The 16,205-nt window shown below is 56.6% G+C and carries 21 protein-coding genes; 15 read left to right on the forward strand and 6 right to left on the reverse strand.

What is annotated here, in order from left to right; all coding sequences use genetic code 11:
• Window positions 1-22 precede the first annotated feature (22 nt).
• Window positions 23-868, forward strand: coding sequence for a hypothetical protein (locus ABJN86_RS11090; protein ID WP_348367112.1), 846 nt, complete (start codon window positions 23-25; stop codon window positions 866-868).
• Window positions 869-890: 22 nt separating this feature from the next.
• Window positions 891-1,277 carry a carboxymuconolactone decarboxylase family protein gene (locus ABJN86_RS11095; RefSeq protein WP_348367113.1) on the forward strand — a complete coding sequence of 129 codons (387 nt, stop codon included), beginning with the start codon at window positions 891-893 and terminating at the stop codon, window positions 1,275-1,277.
• Window positions 1,278-1,489: 212 nt separating this feature from the next.
• Here the strand turns inward: ABJN86_RS11095 and ABJN86_RS11100 are convergent, their stop codons facing one another.
• From ABJN86_RS11100 to ABJN86_RS11115, 4 genes are all read right to left on the reverse strand, one after another.
• The gene (locus ABJN86_RS11100; protein WP_348367115.1) at window positions 1,490-2,266 is read right to left on the reverse strand and encodes a class II glutamine amidotransferase; all 777 of its coding nucleotides are present in this window, start codon (window positions 2,264-2,266) and stop codon (window positions 1,490-1,492) included.
• A gap of 120 nt (window positions 2,267-2,386) precedes the next feature.
• Entirely contained in the window at window positions 2,387-3,388 is a 1,002-nt protein-coding gene (dusA, locus tag ABJN86_RS11105; RefSeq protein ID WP_348367116.1) for a tRNA dihydrouridine(20/20a) synthase DusA, read from the reverse strand.
• 29 nt (window positions 3,389-3,417) lie between these two features.
• A complete protein-coding gene (locus ABJN86_RS11110) occupies window positions 3,418-4,143 on the reverse strand; it encodes a hypothetical protein (RefSeq protein ID WP_348367118.1) in 726 nt (241 codons plus the stop codon).
• A gap of 100 nt (window positions 4,144-4,243) precedes the next feature.
• A complete protein-coding gene (locus tag ABJN86_RS11115; protein WP_348367120.1) occupies window positions 4,244-4,930 on the reverse strand; it encodes a fumarylacetoacetate hydrolase family protein in 687 nt (228 codons plus the stop codon).
• 233 nt (window positions 4,931-5,163) lie between these two features.
• Between ABJN86_RS11115 and ABJN86_RS11120 the strand changes: the two genes are divergently transcribed.
• The 4 genes from ABJN86_RS11120 (at window position 5,164) to ABJN86_RS11135 (ending at window position 7,242) form a co-directional block, all read left to right on the forward strand.
• Entirely contained in the window at window positions 5,164-5,607 is a 444-nt protein-coding gene (locus ABJN86_RS11120; RefSeq protein ID WP_348367122.1) for a hypothetical protein, read from the forward strand.
• 89 nt (window positions 5,608-5,696) lie between these two features.
• Window positions 5,697-6,104 (forward strand): hypothetical protein, encoded by a 408-nt coding sequence (locus ABJN86_RS11125; RefSeq protein ID WP_348367123.1) that lies wholly within the window; start codon window positions 5,697-5,699, stop codon window positions 6,102-6,104.
• 9 nt (window positions 6,105-6,113) lie between these two features.
• Window positions 6,114-6,638, forward strand: coding sequence for a helix-turn-helix transcriptional regulator (locus ABJN86_RS11130; protein WP_348367125.1), 525 nt, complete (start codon window positions 6,114-6,116; stop codon window positions 6,636-6,638).
• A 55-nt stretch (window positions 6,639-6,693) separates the two neighbouring features.
• Window positions 6,694-7,242, forward strand: coding sequence for a DUF4329 domain-containing protein (locus ABJN86_RS11135; protein WP_348367126.1), 549 nt, complete (start codon window positions 6,694-6,696; stop codon window positions 7,240-7,242).
• 361 nt (window positions 7,243-7,603) lie between these two features.
• Here ABJN86_RS11135 and ABJN86_RS11140 read toward each other — a convergent pair whose 3' ends face one another.
• On the reverse strand, window positions 7,604-8,128 hold the full coding sequence (locus ABJN86_RS11140) for a GNAT family N-acetyltransferase (protein ID WP_348367128.1): 525 nt from the start codon (window positions 8,126-8,128) through the stop codon (window positions 7,604-7,606).
• Between the two features lie 33 nt (window positions 8,129-8,161).
• Between ABJN86_RS11140 and ABJN86_RS11145 the strand changes: the two genes are divergently transcribed.
• The 5 genes from ABJN86_RS11145 to ABJN86_RS11165 all read left to right on the forward strand — a co-directional run bounded on the left by ABJN86_RS11145 (window position 8,162) and on the right by ABJN86_RS11165 (window position 11,983).
• A complete protein-coding gene (locus ABJN86_RS11145) occupies window positions 8,162-8,296 on the forward strand; it encodes a hypothetical protein (protein WP_348367130.1) in 135 nt (44 codons plus the stop codon).
• Window positions 8,297-8,542: 246 nt separating this feature from the next.
• Complete coding sequence (locus ABJN86_RS11150) at window positions 8,543-9,424, forward strand: metal ABC transporter substrate-binding protein (RefSeq protein ID WP_348367132.1); 882 nt, start codon at window positions 8,543-8,545, stop codon at window positions 9,422-9,424.
• Window positions 9,421-10,317, forward strand: a complete 897-nt coding sequence (locus ABJN86_RS11155) for a manganese/iron ABC transporter ATP-binding protein (RefSeq protein ID WP_348367133.1) — start codon at window positions 9,421-9,423, stop codon at window positions 10,315-10,317. Before ABJN86_RS11150 ends, ABJN86_RS11155 begins: the two co-directional genes overlap by 4 nt.
• The gene (locus ABJN86_RS11160; protein ID WP_348367135.1) at window positions 10,314-11,162 is read left to right on the forward strand and encodes a metal ABC transporter permease; all 849 of its coding nucleotides are present in this window, start codon (window positions 10,314-10,316) and stop codon (window positions 11,160-11,162) included. The genes ABJN86_RS11155 and ABJN86_RS11160 overlap by 4 nt, the downstream gene beginning before the upstream one ends.
• Window positions 11,162-11,983 carry a metal ABC transporter permease gene (locus ABJN86_RS11165; protein ID WP_348367136.1) on the forward strand — a complete coding sequence of 274 codons (822 nt, stop codon included), beginning with the start codon at window positions 11,162-11,164 and terminating at the stop codon, window positions 11,981-11,983. The genes ABJN86_RS11160 and ABJN86_RS11165 overlap by 1 nt, the downstream gene beginning before the upstream one ends.
• On the opposite strand, the gene ABJN86_RS11170 is transcribed toward ABJN86_RS11165, so the two are convergent.
• Window positions 11,980-12,471: an anthrone oxygenase family protein gene (locus ABJN86_RS11170; protein WP_348367138.1), complete on the reverse strand. Its 492-nt coding sequence runs from the start codon at window positions 12,469-12,471 to the stop codon at window positions 11,980-11,982. The genes ABJN86_RS11165 and ABJN86_RS11170 overlap by 4 nt on opposite strands.
• A gap of 151 nt (window positions 12,472-12,622) precedes the next feature.
• Between ABJN86_RS11170 and ABJN86_RS11175 the strand changes: the two genes are divergently transcribed.
• The 4 genes from ABJN86_RS11175 (at window position 12,623) to ABJN86_RS11190 (ending at window position 16,144) form a co-directional block, all read left to right on the forward strand.
• The gene (locus tag ABJN86_RS11175; protein WP_348367666.1) at window positions 12,623-13,174 is read left to right on the forward strand and encodes a TetR/AcrR family transcriptional regulator; all 552 of its coding nucleotides are present in this window, start codon (window positions 12,623-12,625) and stop codon (window positions 13,172-13,174) included.
• Between the two features lie 272 nt (window positions 13,175-13,446).
• Complete coding sequence (puuE, locus tag ABJN86_RS11180) at window positions 13,447-14,856, forward strand: allantoinase PuuE (RefSeq protein ID WP_348367140.1); 1,410 nt, start codon at window positions 13,447-13,449, stop codon at window positions 14,854-14,856.
• On the forward strand, window positions 14,853-15,668 hold the full coding sequence (locus ABJN86_RS11185) for a bifunctional allantoicase/(S)-ureidoglycine aminohydrolase (protein ID WP_348367141.1): 816 nt from the start codon (window positions 14,853-14,855) through the stop codon (window positions 15,666-15,668). Before puuE ends, ABJN86_RS11185 begins: the two co-directional genes overlap by 4 nt.
• On the forward strand, window positions 15,662-16,144 hold the full coding sequence (locus tag ABJN86_RS11190) for an ureidoglycolate lyase (RefSeq protein ID WP_348367143.1): 483 nt from the start codon (window positions 15,662-15,664) through the stop codon (window positions 16,142-16,144). The genes ABJN86_RS11185 and ABJN86_RS11190 overlap by 7 nt, the downstream gene beginning before the upstream one ends.
• Window positions 16,145-16,205: the final 61 nt, after the last annotated feature.

Consider the following 16,205-nt stretch of genomic DNA (forward strand, 5'->3'; position numbering starts at 1 on the left):
TATTGCAACAAAGGAGAAGACCATGAAAAATTCTATCGCATCAATCATGACTGTTTTGGCAGGTCTAGCAGGATCTGCATCCGCTGATCCGGCAGACTGGACAGCGGGTCCGTTCGATATGCCTGAAAGTGCAATTTTTGACCCGACGCATGATCGCATCCTTCTGAGCGTCATCGGTGGGCATCCCGGTGAAGCGGATGGAAAAGGAGCCTTGGCCTTGCTCTCACCCGAAGGCACCGTACTGGATGCGGCCTGGGTCACGGGACTGGATGCGCCGAAAGGCATGGCCATCATCGACAATACGCTACTTGTCGCCGACCTCACCCGGTTGCATGAGATCGATCTCACAACAGGGGTCCTTTTGCGAAGCGTTGCCGTCGAGAGCGCGGCTTTTCTCAATGATGTTACTTCGGATGGTGAGCAAGCTTTTGTCAGCGACTTCATGACCAATCGCATCTGGCGCTATGCGGCGGGGGAAATGACCCTTTGGCTTGAAGATGATGCACTTGCGCACCCCAACGGCCTCCTTATAGACGGAAATCGACTTGTGGTTGGGTCCTGGGGCCAAGGCCTAAGAGACGATTTCTCGACTGATCAGCCAGGCTCGCTGCTCGCGGTTAATCTTGACGATCAAGAAGTGAGTATCCTTGCACCGGATCTAGGTAATCTCGATGGTGTTGTGCGGATCGGAGCGGCGCTTTTGGTCAACGACTGGATCACTGGTCAGCTCTTTGAAGTGAGCGAGAATGGCACGGCAAGCGTGGTCGCAGAATATGATGCTGGACTTGCCGACATCGCTGCATATGGGAATACGCTGCTGCTTCCTTCCATGCTCAACGGCACCGTATCAGCTCAGTCCTATCCCTGACATTTAACGAAAGGATCAAAACATGGAAAATGCATACGAGCGTGGCAAAGCTCTTTCGGAAAGACATAACCCCGGGCTGGAAGAGACATTGGAAGCGCGTTACGGCGCGCTTCTGCCAGGGATGCCACAGGATCTGATCAGCTTCGTCTATGGCCAACACTACGACCGGTCAGGGTTATCCTTGCGAGATCGTAGCCTCGCAACAATTGCAGCACTCACAGCCATGGGTGGGCAGACAGCCCCGCAACTTCGCATACACATCGCTGGTGGACTGAAGGCTGGTCTTACCGAAACCGAGATCGCCGAAGCGATCTGGCAAATGTCTCTGTATGGCGGGTTTCCAGCGGCAATCAACGCGCTCAATGTCGCTTTGGAGGTTTTCAAAGAAGACCGTTATGGCGGCGATTGACCCCTTGTCACAAATCCTTGGTCAAACTCTGTTTGATGTTGGCGGGTTTTTGGCCGACACGCTAAAATCAGACGTTCGCACTTAGCGCAACATCCGACATATTGGGCTCAATGCCGACATTCGCCGCGATCAGCACGAAGGCCGACTATGCCGTTTCAATGAAACTGGGTCAGTTGTTGACGTAAAGGTCAAATTTATCTGGCATTTCACACTTAGGCGGATGGCTCGAAGCTCTCGGCAACAGCGTCATCGCCGCTAAAGGTCAAGAAGGTGCCGCTGTCGATCTTCTTCCAGTTCCCGCATTCGGCATAGGGCTCGGACACCACCGTCCAGCCCTGCCCGACGATGCTTTTGCGGTAATACAGCGATGGAGCCTGATCATCGGAGGCGTAGCGCACAGCGTATAGTTTCTCGCCGTCTGATATGGCGGCGGTCATTCGGATATGCGGTGCGCTGCCTCTCTCCTTGGACATTGCCTCGAACTGCCCGACGGTGCGTTCCAACGCGGCTTTGGGATTGTCTTCCAGCCCATACCCCATCGCGACCAAAAACAGGGATTCACTGTCGGTGGAGCCACGGCGGCGCGAGAAAATCTCCTCAGGGATCAACATGTCAGCCGATTTGCGGATTGTCTCAAATCCACCCACCTGACCATTATGCATGAAAGACATCTTCCCGCTGACAAACGGGTGGCAATTATCGCGGCTGGTCGCCGTGCCGGTGGAGGCGCGAACATGCGCCATGAACAACCGTGAAGAGACTTGATCAGTGACCGAGTGCAGGTTTGCGTCCGCCCAAGCCGGATGCACATCCTTGTAGATGCCCGGCTCCGCGCGTTGATCGTACCACGCCAGCCCAAAGCCATCGGCGTTGGTTTCGGTAATGCTCTCGCGGGCGGCCTGCGCCTGCTGAATGAGGGAATTCACCGGAGAGGTGACAATCTCCGACATAAACAACGGCTCACCTAGGTATGCGGCCCAACGGCACATGGCACTCTCCCCTGATTTAACAGGTGATAGGCTAGGTGAAGCCTTTCAAATTCAAAATGCACGTCTGTGTTATGAAATGTGTCACTTAATCAGCCATCTACGAGGGCGGCAGGTCAAGTCTCAAGTCGTCTCTGGGACGTGCTGCACAGCTTCCAAGGCTTGCAGTACCAACGCCCTACCCGCACCCTCGCGGTGTGCGCCATCGGACAATGTGCGTCGCCAACCCCTTGCACCCGGTTGGCCCGCGAAAATACCCAACATATGACGCGCGACTTGGCCAAGCTTGCCGCCCCCCTCCACATGCGCCTCGATGTAGGGCAGCATCTCGTGGACCACATCCACACGGGTTTTCGCTTGCGGGGCCGCGCCGAAGACCAATTCGTCCACGTCGCGCAAGATATCCCAAGGCTGGTGATAGGCCGCGCGCCCATACATCAGGCCATCAAGCTTATCGAGGTGCGGCAACCCCGCCTCCAACGTATCCAAACCGCCATTCAGCGAAATATGTATGTCAGGGAATGCCGCTTTCATCTGATGCACGATGTCGTAATCCAGCGGCGGAATATCGCGGTTCTCCTTGGGGCTAAGCCCTTGAAGCCAAGCCTTGCGCGCATGGATGGTCACGCGGGACACACCTGCATCGCGGACGCGGCTCAGGAAGTCCGGCAAGATCACCTTCGGGTCTTGGTCATCCACGCCGATGCGGCATTTCACTGTTACCTCAACCGGTTGTGCTTTGATCATGGCCGCGACGCATTTCGCCACCAAGGGCGCGTTCTCCATGAGGACAGCGCCAAAGAACCCGGATTGCACGCGGTCCGAGGGGCAGCCAACGTTCAGGTTAATTTCATCGTAGCCCCGCTCCGCGCACATACGCGACGCCTCGGCCAACTCGTCGGGATCGGAGCCCCCAAGCTGCACAGCCACCGGATGCTCCGCCTCGGAATAGTTCAACAAATGCACCGCACCACCACGCACCAACGCAGGGGCCGTCACCATCTCGGTGTAGAGCAAGGCGTTCTGGGAAATCAGGCGATGGAAATAGCGGCAGTGCCGATCCGTCCAGTCCATCATAGGGGCGACGCTCAGACGCGCATTCTTTTGAGGGTTTGAATTTGGCATCGATTGTAAAACATCCACTTGCATCATTGTTACCAAAACAGAGTTAGGCGGGCCATGTCCCACATGAACCTGTCCACGCTTTTCCTTGGCAATGTAGCACCTTCAGAAATTGTGATCGTAGTCCTCAACAGTTCTGGGCCGGGCCAATATGGATCATGGTAGAAAAAGACAATCTCAATTTCGCGGATTGCCCCCAACTCTGTTTCAGATTGAAAGCCGCGCAAAGCAGGCCGAACAGAAGCTCTTTGAGTATCAACACAGCGGCCCAAGCGGTTGCTGGTCAACTCAAAGCAAAGTTGCCTCCGCTCAGCCAAATACCGTTCTTGTCGCGAAGGGAAATTGCCAAGATTGTATGGCGCAATTACTTCCAATCGCGCAACAAGACCGCCTCCACACGTTATGCAGGTATAGTCCACACGGGTGTCTGAAACCTCAATCTCCCATTCACCGTTTCTTATGTATCTTTCAAAATAGTCGGTGCTGGTAAAGATATGTGTTCGTGCTTCTTCGGCTGACACAGCATTTGCAAAGCTGACTACGAACGCAAACAAAAGTCTCGAGATACCGCACAACAAACCGTCAAAATCGGCTGCATGCTTCGCTTTAGCAGTATGACTTTCGCATGAACTCTTGAACCTTATTTCGATTAAATTATTGATTTTAAAAAGTAATGATGATCCCTTCGTCCAACCCATCATAGGTGCGACGGAGAACCGTGCGCATTGGGTCGCTTGTGATGTCACCGCATATGTCAATGATCTGCTCCGACTTCTTGCCAACTGGCGCCCTGCGATTCCTTACCGCATGAACACCTGCTATAAACTAAGCCCCATCACGTCAAATGCCACCTGCCGTCTAGGGCGCTATACGAACCATCAGCTCGGGCAAACCATCGATGTGAGCGGCCATGAGGTCACCTTTGCCCACTGCGGACACCCCTGCGGGGGTACCCGTCATGATCAAATCACCCGGCTTCAGCTCCACCAATGTCGACAGATGCGCCACGCAGTCGGCGGCGGACCAGATCATCTCTGACAAGTCACCAGTTTGGCGCGTCTCCCCGTTCACCTTCATGGTAATCGCGCCTGACGTCAGCGCGCCAGCGTCGGCCAATGGCAGCAATGCCCCCATCGGCGCGGATTGATCAAAGCCCTTGGCCATATCCCACGGACGCCCCGCCTTCTTGGCCACCGATTGCAAATCTCTGCGTGTCAGATCGATCCCCACGGCCACCCCCCACACGTGGTCCATCGCGTCCTTAAGGGCGATGTTGGAGCCGCCTGCCCCAACGGCCAAAACCAACTCCACCTCGTGGTGCAAATCCTCCGTGGCCTTTGGGTAGGGCATTTCCTCCCCGCTAGGAACAATCGCATCTGCGGGTTTGGTAAAATAGAATGGCGGATCACGCTCATCATTGCCCATCTCGCGAATGTGCTCGGCGTAGTTGCGGCCGACGCAAAAAATGCGTCGAACAGGGAAGCGATCATCACTGCCTTGTACCGCGAGAGACGCCTGAGGCGCGGGGGGAATGACGTAGCTCATGAAGGACCTCAGCGGGTAAGCTTGGGGGATAAAGAAATGGTCACCCATGACATAACCGCGGGCAACGCGGTTGGGCAAGGTGCATGACGCCAACTGGCTCGCATATGACTTTAGCTTACGAGTGCACAAACAAGCCCTCCGCCCAATATATCCCACCAAGAAAAGGCGTCATGTCCACGGTGCGACGATAACTTAACGCCGCATAACCTTACGAATTAGAAAGAAAATTCGACATGACATCTTTTCAACTTCCTAAAGCGCCTCTCCTTCTGGCTGCCGTGATTATGTTTGGCACAGTTGGTGCCGCAAACGCGGACGATCCAGTTGTGATAGACCCGACCACCGGCGAATATGTCTCTGTCAACGCGTTGGCATTTAGCGATCTAACCGATGACGAGCGTCGCGAAGTTGGCGGCCAACTGGCGGAGCAAGGTTACAGCGCACGCTCTTCCTCGGAGGCCGTGGAGATTGACACATCCGAGGTCACGGTCACCGACCCAAGCACCGGCGAGAGCACTACTCTCGACACTGTAGACGTGTCGAGCCTGTCCAGCGTTGAGCGCCAAGAACTTGGCGACGAATTGGCTGAACAAGGCGTTGGTCATGGCAGCAACCCAGCACCCGAAGGATCGGGCCAAGGCGGCAACCGTGGTGGCGGCGGTCGCGGACGCGAATAAGCTCCCAACCTCTCTCGTCTTCGCGCCGTAGTTGACCACGGTGCGCGGGCATTCTAACCATCCTGCATAATTTAAGGATTGTACCCTAAATGCGCTCCAAACTCATGACCGCTGGCTTGATGTCACTTTTGCTGTGGCACTCCCCTGCCCATGCGCAAGTCACACGAACCGATGAAATCGTCGCCCAAATCGAAGCGCAAGGTTTCACGATATCGGATATCCGGAAGTCATGGTTTGGGCGCATTGTTATTACCGCCACAAGCGGAGACATATTGCGTGAAATCGTTTTGAACCGCACTTCGGGGGATATCCTTCGCGATCAAGAGTTCAAGCATCGGGTTAAAAACAACAACGAAGAGGCGTCACCGCCTCCTTCCCTCAGCGAAGGGGCTGGTGGTCCACAAGGGCCAGACAGTTCAGGAGGTGCAGGAAATCCTGGCGGACCGGGTAATTCCGGTGGGGCAGGCAACTCCGGACCCTCCGGCGGGAAACCCTAAGATGGGTAAATGGCCTTCACCTCCTACACCCCTACTCTTTTCATGGGGCAAAACGTGCTGAAACGTATTTGGCTGGTTTGGGTGCTAGTCGCCATTCAATGCCTGTGCGGGGCATATTTCCTATGGGAGATATTGTCCTCCATCCTCGGCTTGCCACCATTGCCACTGCGTTGGGACATGCGCGAGCTCTTGGAAGCCGGTGCCAGCATCGGCTTGATCCTAGGTGCCATTCTTGGCGTCCGTTTGGCCCTCATCGCCCAGAAAGCCACGACGCGAGCAGAAACCGCGCGGCAGTTGACCTCTGGCGAGTTCAATCAAGTGGTGGATCGCTACTTTGCGGGCCTAACCCTAACGGCTGCCGAGACCGAAGTGGCGTGGTTCGTCCTAAAGGGCATGTCACTGTCCGAGATCGCCGACCTGAGATCGACACGCATCGGGACCGTGAAAGCTCAATGCACCGCAATCTACAAGAAGGCGGGCGTGTCGGGCAAAAGCCAGCTATTCTCCCAATTGGTGGAAGACATCCTGCTTTAACGCCCCACCTCGGTTTTAATGGACACGTAGCAACACCTTACGCTAGCCTCATTGCATGAGACATTTGGCACTTTGCGCGACCATACTCCTGTCCCTTACCGGCATCGGCGATGCTGACACTCTTCGCCTTGGTGAAGACGCAAGATTGAGGGCCGCTGCACGGCAGGTTTTAACTGGACTGCAAAGCCGCAGCTTCAACACCGGCCGAGAGTATTGTGGGCTGCTTGGGCGCAACGAGGATGGGGCGATTGTCTCCACTCGCCCGCGCAAAGGGAATGCCGACAGCTGCCGTCCACATGAGTTTCGCGGGCGCGGGATTGTGGCCCTTGCCTCCTACCATACCCACGGATCCTATGACCACGACGCCGACAGCGAAGTGCCATCCTTCTCGGACTTATCGGCAGATATTGATGAAGGCCTAATCGGTTTCGTCGCCACCCCGGGCGGGCGCTTTTGGGTGAACCTTCCCGACCAAGCCATCAGCCGCCAAGTCTGCGGCATCAGGTGCCTGCCCCAAGACCGTCATTTCCAGCAGGGCGACTGGGGCTTGATCAACACGCAGTACACCCTGCGCCAGCTTCAGCAGCGGCGGCAGTTGTACTAATTGCGAATGGCAAATCAGCGGTGCTGGATCTTGGGTGTGGCACGGGGCTTCCCTTTGCTGGGGACTTAATCCAAAACGCGGGGGATCATTCTTGGAACCGCGCCATTCACCTCACGCCAGAGGATCAATGGCCAAGAGTTAGCGAGGCTTCAGGGGGACACCCTTTGCCATGGCTACCTGCCCTCCACCGAGTACAGCGAATTGCCGAATATGCTGGCAATCTCATAAACCAACACGCTTGATCCTCAAATTTGATCCTGCTGCAGCATTGAACGTCGACACCAAACCCGACATCCAACTTTGGTAGCCGTCATGAAGGCAATGTGGGGCAAAGCTTCCGATCGCTGGTCGGGTCCGAAGGTCAGCTTTGCTTTGAATTTGCGGCAACGTCAGTGCGCTTGATTGGATCATCGAGGCGCTTCTCCATCAGAAAGTTCGTCAGTGTAACGCTAGCTCTTTTGATCCGTTGCTCACGAACGACCTTCCAACCCTGTTGCTCAAAGAGACCTCGAACGAGATAGCTCGCTTGCGAATGAAGGCGCACGATATTTGCCTCACGCGCCAACGCCTCGATCTGGGCGCAAAGCTTCCCTCCGATACCCTGCCGTTGGTGTCCAGGTGCGACGAAAGCAAGGTCAATATAGCCATCGCCATCTAGCGTCATGAAGCCAACCGGTAGGCCTGCCTTGCGTGCAACTACGGTTTTTTTGGCGGCCAGCCTTGATAGCCAACTCGGCCCCGAAGGTGTCTCTGGCACCCAAGCCTGTCGCTGCTCTAAGCTGTAGAATTCAGTCGCTCCATCGCGCACGGCATCGAAGAATATGACACCGAGCTGATCTGCTTCTGATGCTTCGAAGCCACCAATTTCCATGGAAGAGTTCTGCATTTCTGTGACCCAATTGGTAGCGTTTCAAAGAGTGTGATCAAATCCAAACTTAGTGAAGCAGACCTTCGTGCGCAACGCAGCATCGGTAATTCGGGCTCTCAGCAGACCCTCCCTGCATTTGTTGCCGACGCCCGCTCTGGCGTTCGTTTGAAAACCGAGGTCGATTGAGGTTGATAAGCCTTGTCGGTTTTCCTTGATTGCCGGTGGTGGGTTAGGTGCGATCCAGCAGATACCCATGAGTTCGCCGGAATTGAACATCTGCATAAACGATACAAACTACGGCGGGGCTGCAATTTGACTGGCGATGAAAACCCTCGCCTCACCTTTTTGCGATTAAGTCGCAACTGGGTTGACTCTTTTGCAAACGACTCGCATATAGGGCGCAACCAGCCTTAAATGACAGGACCCTTGCTCATGCGCATTGCCCTAACAGCCCTAATTGCGATTGCACTCAATGTGTTGCCAGCGTCCGCTGCCGACAAGTTCAAGGCCGTCACCACCTTCACCGTCATCGCCGATATGGCATCACGTGTGGCGGGCGACGCGGCAGTGGTGGAAAGCATCACCAAGCCGGGTGCGGAAATTCACAACTACGAGCCGACCCCGCGCGATATCGTTCGCGCACAAAACGCCGATCTGGTGCTGTGGAACGGGCTAAACTTGGAGCTGTGGTTCGAGCAATTCTTCCGCAACCTGTCTGATGTGCCCTCCGCCGTGGTCTCTGACGGGGTGGAGCCTATGGGCATCGCCAAAGGTCCCTACTCCGGCAAGCCGAACCCCCACGCCTGGATGTCGGTGGACGCCGCATTGATATACGTCGACAACATCGCCGCCGCCTTCATTGAGCATGACGCAGATAACGCAGACGCCTACCGCGCCAACGCAGACGCCTATAAGGCCGAGCTTTTGGCCGCCCTTGGACCCTTGAAAGCCCGCATCAACGCGGTGCCGGAAGACAAACGCTGGCTGGTAACTTCGGAGGGCGCGTTCTCCTACCTTGCGCGTGATCTTGGCCTCAAAGAGCTGTATCTGTGGCCCATCAACGCCGACGCCCAAGGCACGCCTAAGCAAGTGCGCGACCTGATCGACGACGTGCGTGCCAATGACATTGGCGTCGTCTTTTCCGAAAGCACCGTGTCTGCCGCCCCCGCCGAGCAAATTTCCCGCGAAACCGGAGCGGCTTATGGCGGGGTCCTTTATGTGGACAGCCTAAGTGCAGAGGATGGCCCTGTGCCGACCTACTTGGACCTGCTGCGCGTCACCGTAGAAACCATCGCCGAAGGTCTTGATAAGTGAGCTTTGGCCCCCAACCTGACGACACCACCGCCGGCATTCGCGCCGAGGGGATAACCGTCACCTACCGCAATGGGCACACCGCCTTGCGCGATGCGTCCTTCTCCCTTCCCAAAGGCACGATTGCGGCCTTGGTGGGGGTGAACGGCTCGGGAAAATCTACGCTGTTCAAAGCATTGATGGGGTTTGTGCCCGCCTCATCTGGCGACATCTCAATCCTTGGCGGCACCGTGCGCGACGCCCTGCGCGCCAACACCGTCGCCTACGTCCCACAAGCCGAGGAGGTCGACTGGACCTTCCCCGTCTTGGTCGAAGACGTGGTGATGATGGGCCGCTACGGCCACATGGGCTTCTTCCGCATCCCCCGCGCGGAAGACCACAAGATGGTCGAGAAGGCGCTGGAGCGGGTCAACATGCTCGACTTCCGCCACCGCCAAATCGGCGAGCTGTCTGGCGGCCAAAAGAAGCGCGTCTTCCTTGCGCGCGCATTGGCCCAAGACAGCCGCGTGGTGCTTCTGGACGAGCCGTTCACCGGCGTCGACGTGCAAACCGAGGACGCGATCATCGCCCTTCTGCGCGAAATGCGCGACGAGGGCCGTGTGATGCTGGTCTCCACCCACAACCTTGGCTCCGTGCCGGAGTTCTGCGACCGCACGATCCTGATCAAAGGCACCGTGCTGGCGCATGGGCCAACGCAAGACATCTTCACTCGCAAAAATCTGGAGCTGGCATTCGGCGGCGTGCTGCGCCACTTCGTGATGCAAGGCTCTGACCTGCATGATGACGAGGAAGACAAACGCCGCCTCACGGTTATTTCCGACGACGAGCGCCCCTTCGTCATCTACGACCACCACGACGAGGACGACGAAGAAGACGCAAAGGCCGACGCCCCATGATCGAGGCCATGTGGGAACCTTTCACCTATACCTACATGCTCAACGCCATGTGGGTGTCTGCCTTGGTCGGCGCGGTCTGCGCGTTCCTGTCGTCCTACCTGATGCTCAAAGGCTGGTCATTGATCGGCGACGCGCTGAGCCATTCCATCGTGCCCGGTGTCGCCGCCGCCTACATGTTGGGGCTGCCCTTCGCCCTTGGTGCGTTTTTCGCGGGCGGGTTGGCGGGGGCGTCAATGTTGTTCCTGAACCAACGCACGGGATTGAAGGAGGACGCCATTATCGGACTGATCTTCACCTCCTTCTTTGGGCTTGGGCTGTTCATGATTTCGCTGTCGCCCGCCTCGGTGAACATCCAGACCATCATCATGGGCAACGTCTTGGCCATCTCGCCTGCGGACATCTTACAACTCGCGCTGATCGGCGGCGTATCCCTTATCGTGCTGCTGGCCAAGTGGCGCGACCTAATGGTGACCTTCTTTGACGAGAGCCATGCGCGCTCCATCGGGTTGCGCCCCGAGCTGTTGAAGGTAATCTTCTTTACCCTGCTGTCCGCCTGCACCGTGGCCGCGATGCAAACCGTGGGTGCCTTCTTGGTGATCGCCATGGTCGTCACCCCTGGGGCGACTGCCTACCTGCTGACCGACCGCTTTCCCTCGCTGTTGATGATCTCGGTGGCCATTGGCACGCTGACCTCGTTCTTCGGGGCCTATGCGAGCTACTTTTTGGACGGGGCGACGGGCGGCGTGATCGTCTGCTTGCAAACGCTACTGTTCTTATGCGCGTTCATCTTTGCCCCCAAGCACGGAATGCTCGCCGCGCGCGCGCGTGCAAGGCAGGCGCCATAATGGAGTGGCTCCTCCCCTTCCAATTCCCGTTTATGGTCAATGCGTTGATCATCTCAGTCATGCTGTCGGTGCCTGCGGGTTTGCTGTCATGCTTCTTGGTTCTCAAGGGGTGGTCACTGATGGGCGACGCCATATCGCACGCCGTCCTGCCCGGTGTGGTGCTGGCCTATGTGCTGGGCCTGCCGCTGGGGATTGGCGCATTCGCGGCGGGTATGGCCTGCGCGGGGCTGACCGGCTGGATTGACGAGAATTCCCGCGTGAAGCGCGACACAGTTATGGGCGTCGTCTTCTCAGGCATGTTCGGGCTTGGGGTGGTGATGTACACCAAGATCGAGAGCGACGTGCATCTCGACCACATCCTGTTTGGCAACATGCTGGGCGTCGGGCCAGAGGATCTATGGACCACGGGCGTCATTGCCGTGTTGGTCACCGGATTGATCGCGGTCTTCTGGCGCGACTTGCTGCTGCAAGCCTTTGACGAACAGCAAGCCCGCGCCCAAGGCCTGCCCGTGCGCCTGCTGCATTTTGGCACCTTGGCCGCGATTTCGCTCACGGTGGTCGCCGCGTTGCAAGCGGTGGGCATCATCCTTGCGATTGCCTTCCTTGTGGCACCAGGGGCGATTGCCTTTCTGCTGACCAAACGCTTCGGGGTCATGCTGTGGCTGTCGATGGGCATCGCCGCCGCCTGCTCATTCATCGGGGTCTACGCCAGCTTCTTCCTAGACAGCGCGCCCGCCCCCACGATCGTTCTACTGATGACCATAGCCTTCATCGCCGCCTTCATCCGCGCTTCGGTAAAACAGCGCCAAGTCACACTTTAAGCGACCTTGGTTAGGCCGATGCAAGCCAGCAACATGGCCACTCCACTGGCGACCGTGCGGGTCTGGTTCCAGAACTGCCACTTGGTGGAATATGTGTCCCAGATCACCTGAGCTTGTGCACTGTCACTCGGGATGCTCACCAACGCCAAGGCTTCATTCATCGGGACGTTCACGGCCATGGTTAGTCCCATTCCCAGCACCAAGTATGTCAACGCGGCGGTTGCAAACCAAACGCCCGCCCCTCGCCTGTTAGACTTTACCAACAATATTGCCGCTAACCCCAGAACGAGAGGCGTCCCAAAGAAAGCGGGCGCAAAGACTGCGTTGCGAACAGAGCCGTTCATGGCATTCATGGCCTCAATCGCAATACGTGGGTCCAACCGATCCAAGCCCCACATGGTTGAGCAAACCCAAGCATAGAAAAAACCGAATATTGCACCTGACACCACCGTCGCGCCGATGGCCGCTGGCTTTATAATTTGTTGCAAATCGCACCTCCAATTAGTGTACATATATGTACGGGTTTACATGGCTTTACAGATGTGTTCGATACTCCGCAATATTTTTATTGAGGACATTGTGCGCTCAGACAGAAAAGATAAACGTCGATTAGAGATAGAAAACATTGCCTTAGAGGTCATGCGTCAGCGAGGTTATGAGGGCGCATCCATGCTCAACATCGCCAAGGCAGCCAAAGCCTCTAATGAAACCATGTACCGTTGGTATGGGGACAAACAGCGTTTGTTTCTCGAAATCGTCAAGTCAACCGCTTCGGAAACGGATATGGTTTTGGACAAAGCTCTGCAAGAATCCAATCCCCCAGAAGACATCTTGCGTGAGGTCGGGCGGTTGCTTTTGGGGCTACTTATGGGCGAGCGGTCAGTCTCATTAAACCGTGCGGCGGCCTCGGACGGCTCGGGGACCCTTGGAGCTGCAATTGCGCGTGGCGGCAGAGAGCGCGTTTTCCCTAAAATCGTCTCGTTGATGGGACGGCTTCGAGAGAATGGCCAAATCAATCCACCAAGCGATGAACAAGCGGCCCAGTGGTTTTTGTATCTACTTGTTGGGGACCTGCAAACGCGCCGCATTATCGGGACCTTGCCCCAACCAACGCGCAAGATTGTCTACGCGCATGTCGACGCAGCTCTTCTTGCCTTCTATCAACTGTGCGGCAACCCCAAGATCGAATGAAGATTAACTAAGCCTCTGACAGGCGTGTTCTTGGGCTCTAAACCCTGCAGCTTATGCTTCGGCTAGCGTGGCTCGAACATCCGGAACTCTCTCAAAACAACACGCTGCCACTTCAGATTTTTTCATGCCAAAGTGTGGTTGCACCTTACACCTCACTGCTCGCTAGAATGACCATCCCCTGCTGCCACAGTCAAAGGCCGAAACTCTTTCAAATTAATTTTGAAACACTGCACCGTTTAAATGATGTAGCCATAAGCTCAAGGAGACTACCGATGCAACGCTACGCACGTGATATGCGCGGATACGGAGCCACCCCGCCGGAAGCCAATTGGCCAGGCGGCGCTAAGATTGCTGTCCAAATTGTCGTTAATTATGAAGAAGGTGGCGAGAATTGCGTCCTACATGGTGACCCGGCCTCCGAGGCCTTCTTGTCCGAAATCGTAGGGGCTGCCGCGTGGCAAGGCCAACGCCATTGGAACATGGAATCAATCTATGAATACGGCGCGCGCGCAGGGTTTTGGCGCCTACATCGTCTTCTAAAGGACATTCCGGTCACGGTTTATGGCGTCGCCACTTCTTTGGCCCGCTCGCCCGAACAAGTCGCCGCCATGAAAAGCGCGGGTTGGGAAATCGCCTCCCACGGATTAAAATGGGTTGAGTACAAAGATTGCGCCGCCGAGGATGAGCGCGCCGATATGGAAGCAGCCGTAAAGCTGCACACCGAGGTTGTCGGACAGCCTCCCAAAGGCTGGTACACGGGACGCTGCTCGGAAAACACCGTTCGTCTGATCGCGGAACATGGTGGCTTTGACTATGTCGCCGACAGCTACGCCGACGACCTGCCCTACTACGTGCGCCATGACGGACGTGACCAGTTGGTCGTCCCTTATACGCTGGATTGCAACGACATGCGCTTTGCCACCCCGCAAGGGTTCAATTCTGGTGACCAATTCGAGGCCTATCTGCGCGACAGCTTTGATGCGCTCTATGAAGAAGGCGGTGACGGTGCACCTAAGATGTTATCGATTGGCCTGCACTGCCGCCTTATTGGACGTCCGGGTCGTATTCAGGCGCTGAAGCGTTTCTTGAAGTACGTACAAGGCCATGACGATGTTTGGTTCGCCACTCGTGAGCAAATAGCACACCACTGGTTGACGCAACATCCGCCCGTTGTCTCCGCCCGCCCCACGGCGATGGATAAAGACATGTTTGTGAATGCCTACGGCGGCATCTTCGAGCATTCCCCTTGGGTCGCGGAGCGCGCTTGGGATCTGGAACTGGGCCCAGCACACGACAGCGCCGAAGGCCTATGGAATGCAATGGCACGGGTCTTTCGCGCTGCAAGCCCAACCGAACGACTGGAAGTTCTCGATGCCCACCCTGACCTCGCAGGCAAGCTTGCCGCGGCGAAGCGGTTGACGGCGGAAAGTACCACCGAGCAAGCCAGCGCAGGGTTGGATTCTTTGACAGATGATGAACGCCAGTCCTTTATTGAGTTGAACGAGGAATACACTGCAAAGCACGGATTTCCCTTCATTATTGCCGTTCGGGATAACGACAAACCCAGCATCCTTAAGGCCTTCAATCACCGTATCCGCAACGACAGCGAGACCGAATTTGTTGAGGCCTGCCACCAAGTAGAACGCATCGCGCAATTGCGCCTTCAGGAGCTTTTGCCATGAGTTACGCCCTCCCCCCTGCGGGCCTTCCATCGCAGTCAGACAAGCTAACGGGGACATCCGTCTTTACCGAGGCCTACGCCTTCATGCCCGCCGGCGTGATGCGCGATATCGTGACCAGCTTCTTGCCGCATTGGGCGCAAACCCGCGCGTGGATCATCGCGCGTCCATTGTCGGGCTTCGCGGAAACCTTTTCGCAATACATCGTGGAAATAAGTGCGGGAGGTGGCTCGGATCGCCCTGAGGACAACCCTGAAGCCGAGGCGGTGTTATTCGTGGTCGAAGGCGAGGTTGAGCTGCGCAATAGCATGGGCACCTACACGCTTGGAGAAGGTGGCTACGCCTACTTACCAGCGGGCGAAGGCTGGACCCTGCATAACCGCCGCGACAAGCAGGCAACCTTCCATTGGGTCCGCAAACGCTACGAGCCCGTGGACGGCATCCCCGCGCCTGAGGCCTTCGTGACCTCGGATGCGGAGAACACGCCGATTGCGATGCCAGACACGCAAGGCAAATGGGCCACCACCCGCTTTGTGGAACCAAGCGATCTGCGCCATGACATGCACGTCAACATCGTGACCTTCCAGCCCGGTGGTTTGATCCCGTTTGAGGAAACCCATGTGATGGAGCATGGCCTCTATGTGATTGAAGGCACTGCGGAGTACCTTCTGAACCGCGATTGGGTTTCCGTTGGCCCCGGTGACTTCATGTGGCTGCGCGCCTTTTGCCCGCAAGCCTGCCGCGCCACGGGTGATGGGCCGTTTAGATACTTGCTTTATAAGGACGTGAACCGTCACGCGAAGCTGCCATGGTGATCCGCACCCAACCTCTGACCGTCAAAGCTTTCGCGCCTTATGGCGACGTGCTTGATTGCGCAGGCTCCCCTGACAAGCTGATAAACGAGGGGATGTGCAGCCGCTTCCATGACCGTGCCGAATTAGATTTTGAAGATGGCCGCGCAGGGGTCAGCATCTTCCACGCAGTCCCCCGCGCCCTGCCCTATGATCTGACATTACTAGAGCGGCACCCGCTCGGCTCGCAAACTTTCATTCCGATGAGTTTTGATCCGTTTTTGGTCATCGTTGCCCAAGATTTAGGCAATAAGCCCGGTAAGGTTACGGCATTTTTGTCCGCGCCAGGACAAGCCATCAACTTTCACAAAGGGACATGGCATGGGGTTCTAACACCCCTCGCGGCACCAGGCCTATTTGCGGTTGTCGACCGCATCGGGGATGGCGCGAACCTAGAAGAATTCAGGCTGGATAAACCAGTCATGATCGAGCGTGGCTAACGCGCCAACAAACCTGACCCTTCAATGATCGGTCAGTAGGATAGTAGAAACGGGGAAAAAC

The organism is Litoreibacter sp. (genome assembly GCF_039974535.1).
Classification (GTDB): domain Bacteria; phylum Pseudomonadota; class Alphaproteobacteria; order Rhodobacterales; family Rhodobacteraceae; genus Litoreibacter.